The sequence below is a fragment of the Mucilaginibacter flavidus genome, assembly GCF_024055575.1.
GTDB classification, from domain to species: Bacteria; Bacteroidota; Bacteroidia; order Sphingobacteriales; family Sphingobacteriaceae; genus Mucilaginibacter; species Mucilaginibacter flavidus.
In genome coordinates, this window is record NZ_JAMXOE010000017.1 from 113,147 (window position 1) to 132,344 (window position 19,198).

General features: G+C 42.6%; 17 protein-coding genes and 1 tRNA gene. 8 read left to right on the top strand and 10 right to left on the bottom strand.

The genetic code is table 11. The annotated features are described in order from the left end of the window. Window positions 1-34 precede the first annotated feature (34 nt). Window positions 35-1,438, top strand: coding sequence for an alpha-L-fucosidase (locus NAF19_RS21750; protein ID WP_252792449.1), 1,404 nt, complete (start codon window positions 35-37; stop codon window positions 1,436-1,438). A gap of 169 nt (window positions 1,439-1,607) precedes the next feature. Further along, on the top strand, window positions 1,608-2,198 hold the full coding sequence (locus tag NAF19_RS21755; RefSeq protein WP_252792450.1) for a chloride channel protein: 591 nt from the start codon (window positions 1,608-1,610) through the stop codon (window positions 2,196-2,198). Window positions 2,199-2,203: 5 nt separating this feature from the next. Here NAF19_RS21755 and NAF19_RS21760 read toward each other — a convergent pair whose 3' ends face one another. The 4 genes from NAF19_RS21760 to NAF19_RS21775 all read right to left on the bottom strand — a co-directional run bounded on the left by NAF19_RS21760 (window position 2,204) and on the right by NAF19_RS21775 (window position 7,660). Next, on the bottom strand, window positions 2,204-2,695 hold the full coding sequence (locus NAF19_RS21760; RefSeq protein WP_252792451.1) for an isoprenylcysteine carboxyl methyltransferase family protein: 492 nt from the start codon (window positions 2,693-2,695) through the stop codon (window positions 2,204-2,206). Between the two features lie 87 nt (window positions 2,696-2,782). After that, a complete protein-coding gene (locus NAF19_RS21765; RefSeq protein WP_252792452.1) occupies window positions 2,783-3,835 on the bottom strand; it encodes a type III polyketide synthase in 1,053 nt (350 codons plus the stop codon). Window positions 3,836-3,942: 107 nt separating this feature from the next. Then, on the bottom strand, window positions 3,943-4,470 hold the full coding sequence (locus tag NAF19_RS21770; protein ID WP_252792453.1) for an outer membrane beta-barrel protein: 528 nt from the start codon (window positions 4,468-4,470) through the stop codon (window positions 3,943-3,945). A gap of 160 nt (window positions 4,471-4,630) precedes the next feature. Further along, window positions 4,631-7,660 carry a glycosyltransferase family 117 protein gene (locus NAF19_RS21775; protein WP_252792454.1) on the bottom strand — a complete coding sequence of 1,010 codons (3,030 nt, stop codon included), beginning with the start codon at window positions 7,658-7,660 and terminating at the stop codon, window positions 4,631-4,633. Between the two features lie 332 nt (window positions 7,661-7,992). On the opposite strand from NAF19_RS21775, the gene NAF19_RS21780 reads away from it, so the two are divergent. Next, window positions 7,993-8,547: a TapB family protein gene (locus NAF19_RS21780; RefSeq protein WP_252792455.1), complete on the top strand. Its 555-nt coding sequence runs from the start codon at window positions 7,993-7,995 to the stop codon at window positions 8,545-8,547. 106 nt (window positions 8,548-8,653) lie between these two features. Here the strand turns inward: NAF19_RS21780 and NAF19_RS21785 are convergent, their stop codons facing one another. The 4 genes from NAF19_RS21785 to NAF19_RS21800 all read right to left on the bottom strand — a co-directional run bounded on the left by NAF19_RS21785 (window position 8,654) and on the right by NAF19_RS21800 (window position 12,604). Beyond that, the gene (locus tag NAF19_RS21785; protein WP_252792456.1) at window positions 8,654-8,839 is read right to left on the bottom strand and encodes a hypothetical protein; all 186 of its coding nucleotides are present in this window, start codon (window positions 8,837-8,839) and stop codon (window positions 8,654-8,656) included. A gap of 189 nt (window positions 8,840-9,028) precedes the next feature. Further along, window positions 9,029-9,901 carry a Cif family virulence factor gene (locus NAF19_RS21790; protein ID WP_252792457.1) on the bottom strand — a complete coding sequence of 291 codons (873 nt, stop codon included), beginning with the start codon at window positions 9,899-9,901 and terminating at the stop codon, window positions 9,029-9,031. Between the two features lie 128 nt (window positions 9,902-10,029). Then, the gene (gene cysS, locus NAF19_RS21795) at window positions 10,030-11,493 is read right to left on the bottom strand and encodes a cysteine--tRNA ligase (RefSeq protein ID WP_252792458.1); all 1,464 of its coding nucleotides are present in this window, start codon (window positions 11,491-11,493) and stop codon (window positions 10,030-10,032) included. Between the two features lie 154 nt (window positions 11,494-11,647). Further along, the gene (locus tag NAF19_RS21800; RefSeq protein WP_252792459.1) at window positions 11,648-12,604 is read right to left on the bottom strand and encodes an isopenicillin N synthase family dioxygenase; all 957 of its coding nucleotides are present in this window, start codon (window positions 12,602-12,604) and stop codon (window positions 11,648-11,650) included. Window positions 12,605-12,826: 222 nt separating this feature from the next. Here NAF19_RS21800 and NAF19_RS21805 point away from each other — a divergent pair, with 222 nt between their 5' ends. Together NAF19_RS21805 and NAF19_RS21810 are read left to right on the top strand one after the other, a co-directional pair. Next, window positions 12,827-14,719: a DUF6600 domain-containing protein gene (locus NAF19_RS21805; RefSeq protein ID WP_252792460.1), complete on the top strand. Its 1,893-nt coding sequence runs from the start codon at window positions 12,827-12,829 to the stop codon at window positions 14,717-14,719. Between the two features lie 92 nt (window positions 14,720-14,811). Then, on the top strand, window positions 14,812-15,276 hold the full coding sequence (locus NAF19_RS21810; RefSeq protein ID WP_252792461.1) for a thioredoxin family protein: 465 nt from the start codon (window positions 14,812-14,814) through the stop codon (window positions 15,274-15,276). Window positions 15,277-15,331: 55 nt separating this feature from the next. Here NAF19_RS21810 and NAF19_RS21815 read toward each other — a convergent pair whose 3' ends face one another. Continuing rightward, window positions 15,332-16,192, bottom strand: a complete 861-nt coding sequence (locus tag NAF19_RS21815; RefSeq protein ID WP_252792462.1) for a ferritin-like domain-containing protein — start codon at window positions 16,190-16,192, stop codon at window positions 15,332-15,334. Between the two features lie 11 nt (window positions 16,193-16,203). Further along, window positions 16,204-16,902 carry a ferritin-like domain-containing protein gene (locus tag NAF19_RS21820; protein ID WP_252792463.1) on the bottom strand — a complete coding sequence of 233 codons (699 nt, stop codon included), beginning with the start codon at window positions 16,900-16,902 and terminating at the stop codon, window positions 16,204-16,206. A gap of 596 nt (window positions 16,903-17,498) precedes the next feature. On the opposite strand from NAF19_RS21820, the gene NAF19_RS21825 reads away from it, so the two are divergent. The 3 genes from NAF19_RS21825 (at window position 17,499) to NAF19_RS21835 (ending at window position 18,948) form a co-directional block, all read left to right on the top strand. After that, window positions 17,499-17,810, top strand: coding sequence for a hypothetical protein (locus tag NAF19_RS21825; RefSeq protein WP_252792464.1), 312 nt, complete (start codon window positions 17,499-17,501; stop codon window positions 17,808-17,810). A gap of 152 nt (window positions 17,811-17,962) precedes the next feature. Next, a complete protein-coding gene (locus NAF19_RS21830; protein WP_252792465.1) occupies window positions 17,963-18,721 on the top strand; it encodes a helix-turn-helix domain-containing protein in 759 nt (252 codons plus the stop codon). A gap of 152 nt (window positions 18,722-18,873) precedes the next feature. After that, window positions 18,874-18,948 (top strand) — tRNA-Val (locus NAF19_RS21835). Window positions 18,949-19,198 lie beyond the last annotated feature (250 nt).

Sequence of the window (19,198 nt, forward strand, 5' to 3'; positions counted from 1 at the left end):
ACAAACCATTTTCGTAAATTTTATAGCTTTGAGCATGAACAAAAAACTGACCATTTGCCTGCTGATTTTTGCTTTTGCACATTTATCATCTTTATCAATCGCACAAAAAACTGCTACACCAACACCGCTTTCACAACTGCAACAACAATTTGTCGATTTGCGTTTCGGTATGTTCATCCATTTTAATATCCCAACCTATATGGACCAGGACTGGCCTGATCCAGATGCTTCACCAGCTATATTTAACCCAACAAAACTCAACTGCGACCAATGGGCCAAAGCCGCCAAATCGGCCAATATGAGCTATGGTTGCTTAACTACCAAACACCACAGCGGCTTTTGTATCTGGGATACCAAAACAACCGACTACAACGTAATGAACAGCCCGCTTAAAAAAGATGTTGTTCGTGAATTTACAGATGCTTTCCGAAAAAACGGACTGAAAGTAATGCTGTATTATTCCATTTTGGATACACACCACCGCCTGCGCCCAAATATGATAACGCGTAAGCATATTGAAATGGTAAAGGCACAGATAACTGAGTTATTAAGCAACTACGGCGAGGTATCTGCACTGATAATTGATGGATGGGACGCGCCATGGTCGCGCATAAGTTATGACGATATCCCATTTGAGGATATTTACAAATTGGTAAAATCGTTACAGCCAAATTGTGTGCTGATGGATTTAAACGGCGCCAAATACCCTGCAGAAGGATTGTACTACAGTGATATAAAAACTTTTGAAATGGGCGCCGGGCAGCGCGTATCGAAAGATGGCAATAACATGCCGGCGTTAGCTTGTTTGCCGATCCAAAAAGCATGGTTTTGGAAAAAAGCTTTTCCAACCGAACCTGTTAAGGATGCTGCAAAGCTTGTGAATGAAACTTTAATCCCATTGAACAAGGTGGATTGCAATTTCATACTGAATGTTGCGCCAAACCGGGACGGTTTGTTTGATGACAATGCCTTAGCCGGACTGAAAGAGATTGGCAAATTGTGGCACAACGAAGGTGCCCTAAAGAAACTGCCAGAACTTGATGCCCCGATTATTTCGTCGAACATCGCCAAAAAACAACCATCAAGTTCAAGTTGGGCCGACGACAGCAATATTATGGACCAGGCAAATGACGATGACTTTACTACCTCATGGATATCAAACCCCACAGTCGATAAGCCATGGTATGAAATTGATTTTACCAGCGACCGCGCCTTTAACACTATCAGCATTGCCGAAGAGAAAGCCAACATCACCAAATATAAACTGGAATATTATGAAAACAGCACCTGGAAGCCATTGTTCGATGGCGAAAACGGCAAACGCGTAAAAATAAACCGCTTTAACCGGGTTTACGGCAGCAAAGTGCGTATCTGGATAGAAAAATCGGACCACCAGGCTTCAATTGCCGAGTTTGGGGTTTATGACGAGCAAAGGTAGGCTGGTAAGTGGGGAGTTTTTAGACCATGGCTTTGCACACAGTTAAAGTGTTGATTATCCCAATTATGGCAGGAATTTTGTTTTTAATTCGAATGGAAAGTCCCTGCTGGCTACCTGGTAGCAAACTAAGCCACCTACGGACGACAAGAAAACAAATTGACCTGTTTATATGACCGAAAAACCGAACAAAACAAGGGTGCTCAGCGCAGTAGTTTTTTGCAGCCTGTTTTTTATATTCACAATTTTCAATCATAACATCGACGTTTACTTTAACGGAATAAATTTCATCGCATGGACGGTATTTATGCTGATACTGTTCCTGGCAACAGTTGTGTTTTTTATAAAAAGCGTAAGGCGCAGCATCAAAAAAAGAAAGCAATCGACTTTAAGAACGCATTTACCTGCATTAATTTATATCATAACATTTTTATTGTGTGCCATAATACCCGGTTCCCAATCGTTTGAAAGCGATGCGATTATAGTTGCCAGCTACCAGGGGAAACAAAATGAAACTATTGCCAAGTTCAGGAGAAACCGCACCTTTGAAATAAACTCTAAGGCAGTTTTCGGATATAATAAGTGGTTTACCGGCATGTATTCGAAAAAAGGTGATACTTTGTTTTTGGCGTATGATAGATCGGCATCTCCCTGGGTCGGCAAAACCCTGCTTAAAAACAAGAACAAATTGATCACGCTCGATAAAACTAATGATACCACGCGTCACTTCGTCCCGTTAAAAATCACCAAAGAAACAAAATAAACCGTCTATTGCGCCCAAACCTCGTTCTCAACGGTTATTCTTACACTCAGCATGGCAGCATTTAAAACAGTAAATACTATAGCTGTATAATAAAGGTGAAATACCAACGGGATAAATGCGATCTCGCAAGCCACCTCCATGTAATTAGGATGTTTTAAGAATTTATAGGGGCCGCGTTTAACAGGATAAACACCGGGAATACGGTAAATCTTCGTGTTCCAGTACTTACCTAGCGACGATAACGCCCAAAACTTAAAAAACAAAACCGCTAAAAATATTGCCAGAAAGATCCAACTGATTTCCGTACGGCCACGTAAATTATATTCCAAAATTATGGATACGATGAACAGCGTGTGCATAGCAATCATAAACGGGTAATGACTTTGCCCGTATTGAACAGCCCCCTGCGATAGCAGCCATTTCTCGTTCCGCCGGGCTATCAGCAGTTCAGACAAGCGTTGGAGTATCAGAAAAGATATGAAGATGGTGAAGTACATTTTTTGGTTGATTGGGTTGGATTGAGTTGATTAGGCTAATATGTGCAGCGTCTTTCGGACTTCCAGACTTTACTGAATTTTCAGACTTCAACTCACTTTCAACAACACCATTTCGCTGGAAAAACCCGGCCCCATGGAAAGCATCAACCCATAACCTTCCTCAAATCCTTCCTGCATAAATTTCTCCAGTACATACAATACAGTAGCACTCGACATATTACCGTAGTTATTCATCACTTCGCGGGTAGTTTTTAAAAAGTCGCCCTCAATTCCTAATGTATCCTGGTAAGCATCAAGCACTTTTTTACCGCCCGGATGAAATATAAAATTGTTGATGTCCTCAATTTTTAAGTGATGTTTCGACAAAAATTCATCGATATCACCTTTTATGTGTTCATGGATAAATGCTGGTATATCTTTTGAAAACAATACCTTAAAACCGGTATCCTGGAAATCCCAGCCCATTACCTCCAATGAGTCGTAATACAATTTGCTGGACGATGCTACATAGGTTGCACAGCTGTTATTTCGGTGGTTATCCCCTTTGATAATACAAGCAGCTATTCCATCCGAAAAGAGGCTCGAACCAATAAAATTACTTTTACTATAATCGCTCTTGATAAGCGTCAAGGAACAAAGTTCGACAGCGACGAGCAGCACAACCGCATCGGGATTTGCCTTTGCCACTGTATTTGCCTTTGCCATGCCCGATACACCCCCCCCACAACCAAGGCCCCACAATGGCGAACGGTTTACATGCGGATTGAGCCGCATTTTATTTATTATCATCCCATCCAGGCTCGGTGTGGCGAGGCCTGTGGTTGATACAAAAAGTATATCGGTAATGTCTTCTTTGCTGATACCTGCTTTTGCTAAACAATCTTCGGTGGCCTGTACAGAATAATCAAGCGCAATTTGTATGTATTCGTTGTTTCTTTCCTGAAAAGTATTCGGTTTGGAGTAAAAACTAAGCGGTTTGCAAAAGTTGCGGTATTTTATTTCGGTATTGTCAAAAGCGAAAATTAACCGGTTGGCCTCGGGGAAATTCTTCGAAAACATATCAAGCGCCTGCTGTTTAACATCGTTTTGGTCGGTTTTATATGGTAAGTCGATTTTTGATACTGCTGCTATAAAGGGCATGATTGTTTGTGTAGATGGATATTTTTATACTTATGTATAGATACGTATCCATTTGTATGCCAGTTGCCCAAAATGCAGAAAAATAAAAATTATTGCGTTATAATTACTCACTTAATAACATACCCAATGGTAAAAGCCGCATAACTAAAATTAGCGGCCACAACGTTGTAACTACCCGTAAGGCGTACATGCCCTATCTCGAAACCGGCCCTGCACATAAAACCCAATTTGATAGCGCCATAGCCCGATGTGTAAAGACTGTTTCCGCTGTAATCTTCATAAATATAGTGCCTGGTATAAAGACCTGCGCCTAAACCTATAAAGGGCTTGACTGTGCTTTTCGATAAATAGAAATCGCCCGTCAATATGGTGGAACCGAAAAACGAAAACAGTTCATCGTTTGATTGGGCCTGGTAACCCAAAAAGGCGCCTTCAAGTCTTAGCCCCACAACAAAGTTATCAGTTATATAATAATGAGGCTCAACTACAAACATAACACCCGATTTAACGCCAAAACCTTCCGTAGGAATGGCATACCCTGCGTCTATATCGGCTTTAACTGTACCCTCTAACTTTTGGGCTTGTGCCCATAACGCACAGCAACAAAGCAGTGCTAAAAAAAAGAACTTTTTCATGATTGGTTACGGCTGAAAATTGCAATTGCGTATAAAATTAATAAAATAGTTAAACTATTAACTATCAGACCATAAAATACTATTTAGCCTAACAGGCAATAAAAAACCCGCGAGGTTTAACAATCCCGCGGGTAAAATATATTTCGACAATTATTGCCGGTTATTTTGCCAACACAGCAAACTTATTTTCGTAATCCATCAATTGCGCCTTTATCTTTTCAGTCAATTCTGCTTCGCCATTATTCTTTGCCGTATCAGCCATCCCATTTAGTAATTGTACGCCAATTTGAACCGTGCGCTGGTCCAGCCCGGCATTGTTGTCTTTTAATAATTGGTAATTATAATCCAGCTGATCGGTTATAAAATCATCAACGCTTTTAACGTATTTTGTACCGAGGGCCTTATCACCAAGATTATATGCCGTTTCGCCCAGGAAAAACTTGTGGGCCGCAGTGTCAATATCCGGGTTAATATCAGGCATTTCCTTATCAAACTTATGAATGGTATTTAGCGCCAGATCACGGTGCCCATCTTTGATAAGGCCGATTGCAAGATCGTTAAATGTACGCTCAATGTTCAGGTAAAATTGCGTTAGTGCAACATCATCCAGGTATTTAGCCTTTTTATAGTTGCCGAACTTAAACTTGTTTACCACGTTGTCGTACATCACCAAACTATTAGTTTTTGAAAGCTGGCTGGCCGGGTCGCTGTTATCAGGTTTAAATGGTATTAAGTGATAAACAAACCCTTCTTTGTATAAATATGGCTGCAAACCGAACATATTCTCGGGCCCCATTGTAGTGGTAAAACAAATGGGGCGTTCCCAGTTGTTGTGGGCCATTATGTCGAGCATGGCCAGGTTATCCTTAGTTACATAGTTTCCCGAAAACTTCCACTCCATGGTATCGGCCAACTTGCCTTTTTGTTGTGCAGTTATTACGCCATTTTTAAGCACATCGGCAGCATTAACGGTTAATTTAAAATTTTTGGTTGGCAGGTAGTTCATTACGTCCCCGCTTTGGAAAGTAATTTTGGCGCGACTATCATCTGAGGTGATGAAATCGAAAACCTCTTTAACCTCAACCGACCCCGGTATTTTTGCATCATTAAAATAAATCACATCGCGCGTGCCAGCTTTATACTTTTCGTAAGGCAGTGTAACAGGCAACGGCGCCGATTGGTTCATTTTCTTCTGCATCTGGTGTATATACCAGTCCCCGCTAAACAGGCTCATACAAACTATCCGCACATCGGGACGTATGCCTTCAACCTCCTGATCGTACCATAACGAGTAGGTGTCATTATCGCCATAGGTAAACAGGATGGCGTTTTTAGGGCACGATATTAAATAGTTATAGGCCATGTCATGCGGAATGGTTTTGGTCGAGCGGTCGTGGCCGCCCCATTCTTTGAAAGCCAGCAAAACCGGCACAGCCAGCATACAGATGGCAAATGCCCCTATAGTTGCTACCCTTAAACTTACTTTTTTACGGGCAAACTCAATAAGGGCGATCACTCCCAGCCCAATCCATATGGCGAAGGCGTAAAATGAACCGACATACGAATAATCGCGTTCGCGGGGCTGCACTGCGTTTTGGTTAACATACAATACGATAGCTATCCCGGTGAAAAAGAAAAGTAGCGCAATTACAAGCGCATCGCGTTTGCTGCGTTTGAAGTGATAGGTCGCACCAAGCAGGCCCAGTATAAATGGCAGGGCATACAAAGGCGCATAGTCAGTGCCCTGCGTTATTGATTTGGGTAGATGTTTCCCGCTGTCAAAAATACCGCTCGTCCAATTGCCGTTTACAGCCACCGAACTTTGCTGACCGTCGAACTGGTTGTATCTTCCTACAAAGTTCCACAGAAAATAGCGGAAGTACATCTGGTAAATTTGCCAGCTGAACATCCATTTCAGGTTATTGCCAAAGGCAGGCGCCTGGCCTTCTCCCAGTTGCAGCCACTGCTTATAAAATTGTTGGTTTTGCGCAAAATATGGGTCCGATTCAGTACTCCACATCCGCGGTAAAATACTGGTATGATCATACACATAGTCAAGTTTTTTACCTGCGCTTTCATATTTATTTTTCCCCTTTTGATAGACGTTGCCGCCTTCTTTTTCGTCGATAATTTTCGCGTCGAAATAGGGGCCGGTTAACAGTGGTGTCTCGCCGTACTGGATGCGGTTGAGATAGCTGTAAAGCGTAAAAGCGTTGTCTGGGTGCGAGTTATTTAAATCGGTATTTGCAGAGGCCCTTATGGGGATGTACACAAACGAGCTGTACCCGAAGTAAATAAAAGCGATACATACCAGTGCCAGGTTTAACAACGGCTTTTTCTTACGGACGCTGTACCAAATCCCGCATGCAATTAGTGCTATTAGCAACAAACAAAATACTGCTGCCCCACTGCCAAATCCCATTCCCAGTGTATTTACAAAAAAGAAATCGGCCCAGGCGGCAAAGTAGACAGTGTAGCCGCGGATACCAAATTGCACAAGACCCAGAATGACAATACTTATTAAAAATGCGACAATGCCACGCTTAATAGTGATATTGTTGTATCTGCGGAAATAATAAACCATTGCAAGGGCCGGGATGGTTAACAGATTTAATAAATGGATGCCGATTGAAAGGCCAACTATGTAGGCGATGAGTACTATCCATTTATCAACACCATTTTCATTGGCATTGGCGTCCCATTTTAATATAGCCCAAAATACAATTGCAGTACACAATGACGAGAGCGCAAATACGATGGTTTCCACCGCAGAAAACCAGAATGTATCGGTATAAGTAAATGCAAGCGCGCCCACAAGGCCCGCAGCCATAATCATGTACAATTGTGGTTTCCCGGTCTCCTCTTCCCTCTTTACCAAAAGCTTTTTGGCCAGTGCGGTTATCGTCCAAAATAAAAACATAATAGTTGCGCCGCTTGCCAGTGCCGACATGAGGTTGGTAAAATAAGGCACTTTTGCGTTGTTTCCGAATGACAACAATGAAAACGCCTTACCCAGCATAGCGAATAACGGGTAGCCCGGTTGGTGCGAAACCTGGAGCCGGTAAGCACATGAAATAAATTCGCCGCAATCCCAAAAACTAACGGAGGGCTCAAGGGTAAGGATGTAGGTGGCAGATGCTATTGCAAAGCAGAGCCAGCCTAAAAGGTTGTTGATTTTTTTGTAATGCATGGAGGTGAGGTGTAAAGTGGTTTCAAATTGTAGTTGATTCAGTTAGAGTTAAATTGAGTCGAGTGAGTTAGCAACGGTTTTTAATCCATTTCACAGATTTAATCAACTTAACACACACCAATTTCCGTCTAATTTTTTAATCCCAATTGAAATTTAACACCTGTTAACATACTTTAACAAAACCCGGAAGGAATTTAACATTTCCCGATAACTGCGCTTACTTTTTTTATGGATAGCTGAAAAACAAATAGTTAGCTATAATTTAAAACAAAATTTATAATTTTACTTATCTATCAATTATAAACATCCTGAAGAAAATCATTACCACAATCATGTGCCTGGCTGCGCTTGTAAGGCTGGCCAGTGCGCAAACCTGCGACCAGTTTATCAGCAACGGGAACGGTAAAAAGGTTGTTTACTCCAATTTGGATGCTAAACGCAATAAACAGGGGAGCGTAAGCTACTCATCGGTAAAAAAGGAAGGTTCTACGCTTAGTTACCATAACGGGGTAACGGACAAAAACGGCAAGGCCATTGGCAATGCCAATTTTGACATTAGCAGCAATGGTTCCGCACTTAAAATCGATATGAAATCGTTTGTCCCGGCCTCATCAGCAAAGCAATTTAATGGTATGCAAATGCAGGGGGACGGCAAATATCTTACCTATCCGCTCAATCTTAAGGTTGGCGATAAGCTTGAGGACGGTGACGCCACGATTATTGTAATGAACAATGGCAGTAAATTTTCGAAGATGCAAATAGCTATGACGAATAGAACCGTTGAAGCCAGCGAGCAGGTACAAACAGCGGCGGGTGCTTTTGATTGTTTTAAAATAAGCTACGAATCGCTGTTTAAGGCAAAAATAATGGGATTGGGATACCGATAAATTTAAAAGTTACTGAATGGTTTTCGCCAAAATTAGGTCGGTTTGTAAAATCTGAAACTTATCGGAAAGATAAGCTTGTGGGCAGCATGGTACTTGAATCGATTATTTAAGCCTGTTTTTTTTCTGATTCCTGTTGATTAAGCTGTTCAATTTTGGTGTCGATTAAATGGGCTGATTGTTTAAGTTTATGGAAATAAGGATTTGCCTGGTGATCGTTCCCGGTCCTTGTTAAATGATTAAGAATTTCGGTAATTCTCTCCTTTGATCGCTGGAATTTATTTAAATCGGCCATAAACCAAATTATTTAATCGTTCCCTTTTACGCAGTGGATTGCGTAAAAGTTGCAAAAGGTTTTCCACAAAATTAAGTTTACTAACATTGTTACATATTAGTTACGATTTCGCCTTCAATGGCGTGTCCAAAAATGAAAAAGCCGGCAATTATGCCGGCTTTTTCATTTCAATAAATATTTTTAACCAGGTTATTCGTTTTCAATAGCCGAAAAGGCTTCCAGCAAAACATTCCATTTGTGGTTTTTATCAAGCTCCCAAATGCGCACATAATTGTAATTACTTAATATGCTGCCTTTTTTAATCCGGGCCTTGCCATAGGTATAAGCCAAATCATTGCTGGTTGACCGGCCTGCATTTACAGTTTGTGCACTAATGGTGATAGCTTCGTTGCTCAGAAACTTCATCACCTGTTCACGACCGGTCAGCGGGTCGAAGCCGGGGAAATAGAAATGGCCTTCGAGGCTTAAAAATTCCTTATAGGTACCCATGGTCGAAATTGTTAATGAATGATTAAACAGCTCATCAGTAGCCAGTATAATCTTTTTTCCACCAAACGGGTCTTTGCTTGGCGCAACCCTCTTCTCAGGCTCCGGGCTCCTGAAATCGGTTAAATTTTCTTTATCCGGCTCGGGGTGTTGTATACCAAGATCAATTAGCAGTTTGAACTTACCTTCAGCGTCAGCCCGCCACAACGAAACGTAATCACCATAGACTTTGTCGTCATCGCCTTTTCCGTTCTGATAAATGTAAGGGCCTGCGGTAAATGCAAGGTCCCCATTTCCCGATATGCGGGCAAAACTCGGAGTCCAGCTTAGCGAGCCTGATTGTTTATCAATATTGCTATAAAATTCGTTTATGTTAACCGCATCCGGTTTAAAAACTATGCCTTCAGGGTCGGCAACAGCCAAAAAACCACCTTTTATACCTTTGCGTTCAACCAGTTTATTAAAGCTTTTTTCAGCTTCTATAACTTTGTTTACATCAACAGGTTCGGGAGTTTGTGCAATTGATACTTTATTGAGGCCAATTAAAATTATGGCGGCGAGTATTATTTTTTTCATTGTTGTGTGCAGATATTGTAGGGCAAATTTATAATAATTTATCAGGCGGCCTTTACTAAACCAAAGCTTACTTATTGATTTAGTAAATTTTGCTACCGCTTAACGGACATGTAACGCAATTTTTTGAATTAAATTTTACTCCAGTTTGTACCTTCTTTACTATCATTTAACTGGAAGCCTATTTGCTGGAGGCCGTTTCGTATTTTGTCAGACGTTGCATAATCATGACTGGCCTTTGCCTCATTCCTTATCGAAACTACAAGGTTCATCAATTTTGGTAAATCATCGTTAGCGGCTGTTTCATTTTTTAATCCAAGTACATCAAGTACAAAAGTATTCATCAAATGTTTTAGCTGATCTAAATTTACGGCATCAATTTTCATTTTGCCGTCGTGCACCGAATTGATAATGCGCGATGCTTCAAAAAGTTCGGCAATTAGCACAGGGCTGTTGAAATCATCATTCATTGCAGCATAGCATCTGTCTAGTAGTGGTTGTATCTCAATCTCGGTGGTTGCCGATGCTTTTAAACCGTCAAGCAGGCCGAAAGCATTCATCAGGCGCTTAAAACCCTTTTCCGATGCTTCCATTGCTTCGTTCCCAAAATCAAGGGTACTGCGGTAGTGCGCCTGCAGCATAAAGAACCGCACCGTCATGGGGCTGTACCCTTTTTTAAGAATATTATTGTTACCCGAAATCAGTTCATGCGGTAAAAAACTGTTACCCAATGATTTAGACATCTTTTGGCCATTTACGGTGAGCATATTTGTATGCAGCCAGTATTTTGCCGGGTTTTGGCCGCAAGCAGCAACATTCTGCGCTATTTCGTTAGTATGATGGGTTGGCGCCAAATCAAGCCCGCCTCCATGTATATCAAACTGGTGTCCCAGGTATTTACCACTCATTGCCGAGCATTCCAAATGCCAGCCCGGGAAACCAACGCCCCATGGCGACGGCCACTTCATAAGATGCTCGGGTTTAGCTTTTATCCAGAGGGCAAAATCAAGCTTGCCATGTTTTTCGTCCTGCCCTCCAAGGGTACGTGTGTTAACCAGCAGGTCTTCGAGGTTGCGACCATTTAATATGCCGTAATCCTGTGTTTTGTTATATTTTTCAACATCAAAGTATACCGAGCCATCTACCTCGTAAGCATATCCGTTGGCTAAAATCTCCTTCACCATCTCAATTTGCTCAATAATGTGCCCGGTTGCTGTTGGCTCAATGCTGGGTGGCAAAGTATTAAATATCTGCATCACCTCGTGAAAACCTACAGTATACTTCTGCACAATCTCCATTGGCTCTAACTGGGCCAGTTTTGCTTTTTTCGATATTTTGTCCTCGCCTTCATCTCCGGCGTCGCCCTCCAGGTGCCCTGCATCGGTAATATTGCGCACGTAACGCACTTTATAACCCAGTTGGGTAAGGTAACGAAAAATAAGGTCGAACGAAATATAGGTACGGGTGTTCCCCATATGCGCGTCACTGTAAACGGTGGGCCCGCAAACATACATGCCCACATGCGGCGGATTAAGCGGCTCGAATTTCTCTTTTTTACGCGTTAAAGTATTGTAAACAAACAAATTTTGTTCCATGAGGGCAAATATAGTAATTGGAGTTTAGAGAATAGTGATTAGAGATTGGTGATTAGCCGTTAGTTTAGGAAAGTGACAGGAAATTAGCAGTTGAAGAACAGAGGCCGGAGGATTTTTTCCTAATCTCTGATCTCCAACCTCTGGTCTCTTTCATCTACTTCTTTAGTCCAATTTCCCTCAGTCGCTCATCAAGGTATTCGCCGGCAGTAATATTTTCATATTGCTTAGGATGGTTTTCATCAATGCACTGCGGCAGGCAGGTTAAATCCATCCCGGCCTTTGGGTGAAGAAAAAACGGCACCGAATAGCGCGAATTTTTCATCAGTTCGCGCGGCGGATTTACCACCCTGTGCGTGGTTGATTTTAGCTTATTATTAGTTAAACGCTGCAGCATATCGCCCACGTTAACTACCAGGTCCTCGCCATAAGCTTTAACCGGGAACCATTTATTATCACGTGTCAACAACTCTAGTCCGTCGGCGCTGGCGCCAATAAGAAGGGTTATCAGGTTTATGTCCTCATGTGCACCTGCACGTACTGCATCTTCGGGCAAGGCATCGGGGTTTGTGATGGGAAAATAATGCAGCGTACGCAATATCGAGTTGCCATTATGCACCTTATCATCAAAATAGTTCTCGGGCAAACCCAGGTAAACCGATATCGCCCTTAATAAATGCTGACCGGCCCACTCTAATTTTTTATAAACTTCTAAAGTAGTATCGTTAAATGATGGAAGTTCATCAACTACCAGGTTGGCTGGATATTCATGCTTTACAGGGTCGTTGTCTGTTACGGTTTGGCCGATCTGCCAAAACTCCTTTAAGTCAGGGGCAGTAAACCCTTTGGCTGTTTCTTTTTGCTTACCGGAATAACCACGCTGGCCTGCAAGGCCGGGTACTTCGTACTTCTCTTTTACATCATCGGATAACGCAAAAAGCGCTTTTACATCCGCATAAAGTTTATCTATCAGCTGCTTATCCATCCCGTGGTTGGTTATGGTTACAAAGCCGGTTTCGTTAAACGCCTTACCAATATCGTTCGAAAATTGCTTTCGCTGTGCACTATCTCCGTTTATATATAAATTCAAATCAAGTCTCGGGATGTTTACCATTTTGCACTGTTTAATTGTTTTGCAAAACTATTTAAATAAAAAATAGTTATAAAGAAAATGTGGAAATAGAGAGCCAGCCGAATATCCATACCTATTCTGACAATTTTAATAAATAATAACAAACAGGCTTTACCTTTTAGGTTTTTGGCTGTCTGAACATTTATACCCTATTTAAAACAATACGCTGGCATCAATAAATACCCGGCAAAAATTATGAAAATCATGAAAAAAATAAATAAGATATGGGGAACCGGCCTGCTGGCCTTGCTGCTATTTATAGCGGCCCCCAAACATAGCATAGCTCAGGGAGGTGAGTATATCTCGGACCAGGAATTTTACGATGACCTGGAACCTGATGGCACTTGGGTAAGCGACCCGCAATATGGTAACGTGTGGGTGCCGAATGTTGATGAAGACTTCAGGCCTTACGCTACCCGCGGTCACTGGGTTTTAACAGAATATGGCAATACCTGGGTATCAGATTATCGCTGGGGATGGGCAACATTCCACTACGGCCGCTGGCGTTATGATGATTATTATGGCTGGGAATGGATACCAGGCCACCAATGGGCCCCAGCATGGGTTAACTGGAGGCATGGACGCGGTTATTATGGCTGGGCGCCACTGCAACCAGGTATTTCGATCAGTATTTCATTGGGCGGTAATTACAATGTACCTGACCATTACTGGGTTTGCGCACCCGAAGCTTATATCAACAGGCCTAATATTTCCAATTATTATGTTCCGCCAACCAGGTCGGTGACCATTATACGTAATACAACTATCATTAATAATACATACATTAATAATAACACCACGTATATTGCCGGCCCACGCCCGCAGGAAATACAGCGTTACACCCACCAGGCGCCCCAGATTTACAAAATCAACAACGACAGGCAACCAGGCGCTGTGCGAGTTGAAAATAATGTTGTAAATATTTACCGTCCGGCTGTTAATAAAGCGCCGGACGCGCGGCCAACCCGTGTAGTTGACGCAAACGCTTACCGAAGGGAAAACCCTGGCCAGGCAATTGCACACCGTGACAGGGGCGCCCCTGCATATAACCGCGCAAATGCTCAACGGCTTGCCCAGGTTGCAAGGAACCCGCAACCAGACAATAAGGTTGTACATGTAAACCCTGTAGTTAACCGCCCGGCCCAGCCTGCAAACAGGCCAAACCCTGTGGTGGAACGACAGCAACAGGCACAGCAAAAACAACAAGAACAACAGAAAAATCAGCAGCAGGCGCAACAAAAACAACAGCAGTTGCAGCAAAACCGTCAGCAGCAGCCTCAGCAAAAACAGCAGCAGTTGGAGCAGGCTCGTCAGCAGCAGACCCAGGAAAAACAGCAGCAGTTGGAACAAACCCGTCAGCAACAGACCCAGCAAAAACAGCAGCAGTTGGAACAGTCACGTCAGCAGCAGACTCAGCAGAAACAACAACAGTTGGAACAGGCTCGTCAGCAGCAGACCCAGCAAAAACAGCAGCAGTTGGAACAGTCACGTCAGCAGCAGACCCAGCAAAAACAGCAGCAGTTGGAACAAACCCGTCAGCAGCAGACCCAGCAAAAACAGCAGCAGTTGGAACAGGCTCGTCAGCAACAGACCCAGCAAAAACAGCAGCAGTTGGAACAAACCCGTCAGCAGCAGACCCAGCAAAAACAGCAGCAGTTGGAACAGGCTCGTCAGCAACAGACCCAGCAAAAACAGCAACAGTTGGAACAAACCCGTCAGCAGCAGACCCAGCAAAAACAGCAGCAGTTGGAACAGGCTCGTCAGCAGCAGACCCAGCAAAAACAGCAGCAGTTGGAACAGGCTCGTCAGCAGCAGACCCAGCAAAAACAGCAGCAACTGGAACAGGCCCGTCAGCAGCAGACCCAGCAAAAACAGCAGCAACTGGAACAGGCCCGTCAACAGCAGGCTCAACAAAAACAGCAGCAGTTGGAACAGGCCCGTCAACAGCAGGCTCAGCAAAAACAGGCGCAATTGACTCAGCAACGACAACAACAAGCTGCACAAAAACAAGCGCAGCAGGCGCAACAACGCCAGCAACAGTTAGAAAAACAACGTCAGCAGCCAAAGCCACAGCCAAACCAGCCCCAGCACGAATAACAACGGCGCTGTATAAATAATTTATAATAAAACACAGCACCTGTAGTTATAATTGAATTACAGGTGCTATTTTTATACCCTAACTAATTTCAATGAACCGATTTTCTACTTCGCTTTTTAAATACGTTACCACAGCACTAACAGTAATTCTGGTTACTGTTGCGGGTATTAAATACTACACGGCTCCCTTAATTGCAAGCAACGCTTCGCGCATTAATTTTATCGAAAACTCCTGGGATGAAGCGCTGAAGCAAGCTGCGGCAAAAAATAAATATATTTTTGTTGATGCATACGCCACCTGGTGCGGCCCCTGTAAAATGCTTAAAGAGCAAACTTTTACTGACGACAAAGCAGCCGCCTTTTACAACGCTAATTTTATAAATGTCGCCATCGACATGGAGAAAGGCCGCGGGCCTGAACTCGCTCAGCAATGGCAGCTAAGAGCGTATCCCACTATGATCATATTCAATCCGAAGGGCAAGCCTGTTTTAGGAACAGTTGGCTTTATAAAAGCAAGCGAACTAATAAGGTTTGGTCGCGAGGCATTAAAAAAATAAACCGGGCACTTGCGGCGCCCGGCTTAATGATTAGATCAAATAAAATTAATGAGAGTTAGTGAACTATAAAACTTCCTACCAATAAGGCAAGTACCTGGCTCATTGATAATGGTTCGTCAAATGCAGCAGTTGCTGTTGCAACTGACGTTGCCCCTCCATTTGCACCTTTAAGCGTAGTAACGTCTACCCCACCCTGGATCACATTTTGTTCGCCATCGTAATTTCCGTTAACAAGGGCAATCCCGGTGTCGTTACCTAACGTTGCTGTGCTGGTTATCCAAGGGGTTAACCCGCGTATCTGGCGGATAGCCGATGCGTGGCGCGCCTCAACAGCATGTATTGATAGTGCAGCGGTTAAAACCACTCTGTTACTTTCACCTGTAAGGTACTGTGCCTGGCCTTTATATGCACGCACGCCGGTATCTTCAAAGGCCTGCGCAACAGCCAAAAATGTTTGATAGTTGGTTAAAACGTCCTTAAACGGGCCGTTACCCGAGCCATTGCCAGCGGTAAGGTCGAACGTTGGCACTGCTGTCGGTGTCCCCCCTAGTGACTTAATTACAGTAGTTAAAAAGGCAACGTGATTATTTTCGTCTTTTGTAACCTGGTTAAAATAGTAACTGGCTGCCTGCGCAGGTATTAGCGCTGTTCCTTTAGCAGAACCTGCATTATAAAATGTAGATTCCAAGTATTCAAGGGTAAGGGCATAGTTTAGTATTTCGAGCACGGTAGGCTTCGCCCCCGATTGTGCATAAGCTTTTTGAAACATCGTCCCGACAGCAAACGGCAGTGCGGCAGCAGCCACCTTGGTGCCAAAGCTTGTAATATTTTTGATCACGCTACGACGATCACTTAAACGGCCGTAAACTTCAGGATCTACTTTTTCTACTTCTTCTATTATGTTAAATAAATTCATGTTGTTTGGGATTAAGCGGTGTAACCGTAATTTTTTGCACTAACTTTTGATTTAAGATATGTGTTTGCAATTGCCAAAACATTCTTTATTTCTGTTGCAGTATTTAAACTATTTGTCGTATCTACAACATCGCTCCCGGCAAAGCTTCCGGGCGCTATTAAATTGCGGATCAATGCGGCGTGCCTTGCCTCAACCGATACAATCTTTCCGGCTATCGTCAAATAATCAGGATTTGATATCAGGTACCCGGCGCCATCATAAGCCTGTACGCCTAAATCCTCGAATGCCATTGCTGCGCCTAAAACAGACGAACGCTGGCTGAAATCGATTTTGCTGAAATCAGGGGTCAATCCCTTTATTGCGTTAGGGCCTAATGCCGCTTTAAAAAATTCACGGTGTAAAATCTCATGGTCGCGAATTTCTGTCAATAAAGTTCGTTCACTGTCACTTATCCCCGAATAAGGCGTTAATATAACCTGTGTGTAAAAGGCGGCCTCCAGCTGCTCTAATGCGTATGCGTAGTTCAATATCCCGTAATCGCCCGAGCCTATATCCACGCCAGCGGTTGGGCTGTAGTCGTGGTAATAATTTTTATGGCATGCTGCGGTAGCTAGTAACCCTACAGATGCCGCGCCCACGCCGGCATAGCGCAAAAACGACCTCCGGGCCATGTTTGCGTTTCCTACTTTTTCCAGTTCTTCTGTTTTCATAGTGATGTAAATGTTTAATTATTTAATATTGGTGTTTATAGTAGTTACGTAGCTTTAGAAAGTCTTGGTTTTTTAACTCTTAATTATAAGACACTCGTTTCAGGAATATCGATTTTATATACAGAAAACCTTACGTAACAATATTTTGTTCCATATTAAAAATTTAATTAACACAACATTTACGACTATTCTAAAAAGTTTTAGCTTGTACGGTTATCGACGTGCAACATTTAATTGAAGAAAACTATTTAAACCAATAGCTGTTAGATGATGATTGACTAAAAACAGAAGGCATAAAAAAAGGCCGAAAAACTCTCGCAGTTTGTCGGCCCTACATCTACCTATGAAAAACAACCCTTTTGGAAGGGCACTGACATTAACTCAAAAGCAATGCCAGTTTATTTATTTGCTTTATACGTTCAAAATATTTTAAATGTTTCCAATAGGGAAATAAAACGAGCAATTAATTACCCACTGTGTAGTATTTTTTTACTCATGACATAATGCGTGGGGTTAAAGCGCCATATTATTTATTAACAAGTTAAATCTAAAGCTACTATCACGAAACCATAACCTATTAATGTTGTTATATTCATATGGATTATAATGTTTATTTATTAGCCACCGACCCTAATAACCCGTGCAGGGATATTATCCATTCGCGGGATACGCGCCTAAAAATAAGGGTATATTGCCTCAGCGAAGAGCAGTTTAATCCGGATAGTAACGAAATACAACTGTATGGCTACGCCCAAAAAAAGCTTTATGCATTCGAAACAATTAATATTGTAGCAGAAGACGCCCTTGATGTAGTAAGTGCTATCCAGTGGTATGCTGAATACATCGACTTCCCAGAAATGGAAATATTGCCCGACGACCCCAGGCCGGGGCAGCATATTGCGATGTGAAGCGCCTTCGATAACACCAAATCCAATCCAGGCCATTATAGCCTACAAACGCTCGCCCATCGAATTTTATCTTATGGCCGCCTCTTTAGGGCTGATAAAACAATTAGCCGCGCCCATTGTATTAGCTTATGTCACACTAATATTATGGCAATATGTACAACATTGAATCAGTAGCGGCTAACATCCGCACTGCGCGCCTGCACAAAAACTACTCACAAGAATATCTTGCATTTAAGCTAAAAATATCACAAAACGGTTATAGCAAAATTGAACTAGGGTACACAAGGCTCTCTGTTGAAAGGCTGATTACCATCGCTAAGGTCTTAGGTGTTGCACTTACGCAGCTTATTGAAACCGCCGATATTAAGGCTGATATTGAAGCGATAAGCCAAATTGCCATATTACCCAAAATACTGGAGATAATTTGCAAAACCACTGGGATGGGCTTTGCCGCCGTGGCAAGGGTTACCGACGAGAAATGGGTAGCCTGCAGCGTACGCGACGAAATACAGTTCGGGCTAAAACCAGGCGATGAACTGAAACTGGAAACCACCATTTGTGATGAAATCCGGCAAACACTCGAGCCAGTAATTATTGATGAAGTAGCCAAAGACGCTCTTTTCGTCAATCATCATACACCGGCTATGTATGGTTTTCAAAGTTACTTCTCTATGCCTATAATTCGCCAGGATGGTACTTTTTTTGGCACCCTCTGTGCAATTGACCCGAGACCTGCTAAATTAAACAACCCTGAAATTATCAGCATGTTTAAATTGTTTGCTGAGCTTATTTCTATTCATCTAAATATCGAGAAAGATAATCCAAGTAAAGTCTTCGGGGCAACAAAAGCGGCCGAATTACAAGCGTTATATAGTAGCATAGGCACCAAATCCGGCGATATAGCTTATTAAATTCAAGGCATGAGCAGGTTAATTTCATATTAATTACACTGTAAATCAACCTACTACTTTTTATTTGAAAATATTTTTTGAAGAATAAGCTATACATCCTATATTTGCATTCCCAAAACGGAGGAAGCACGAGGCTTTAAAGTTTAATCAAAGGGAGTTTAGCTCAGCTGGTTCAGAGCATCTGCCTTACAAGCAGAGGGTCACTGGTTCGAACCCAGTAACTCCCACATTAATAATCAGGCACTTACAGTAAAATGTAAGTGCCTTTTTTGTGATGGTTTACCTAATGGTTTACACAAATAGCCGTTGTCCCCCGGACAATTTAAAACCTGATACTTTTAAAGTAAATACATTTCTGATTGGATATTCCGCTGATATTGACCACCTGATTCCGGGATAGGTTGACACCCGATTCCGCTGCAAATTGACCACCCCATTCCGGGCAAATTGACCAGGGTATTCCGGGCCAAACTGACC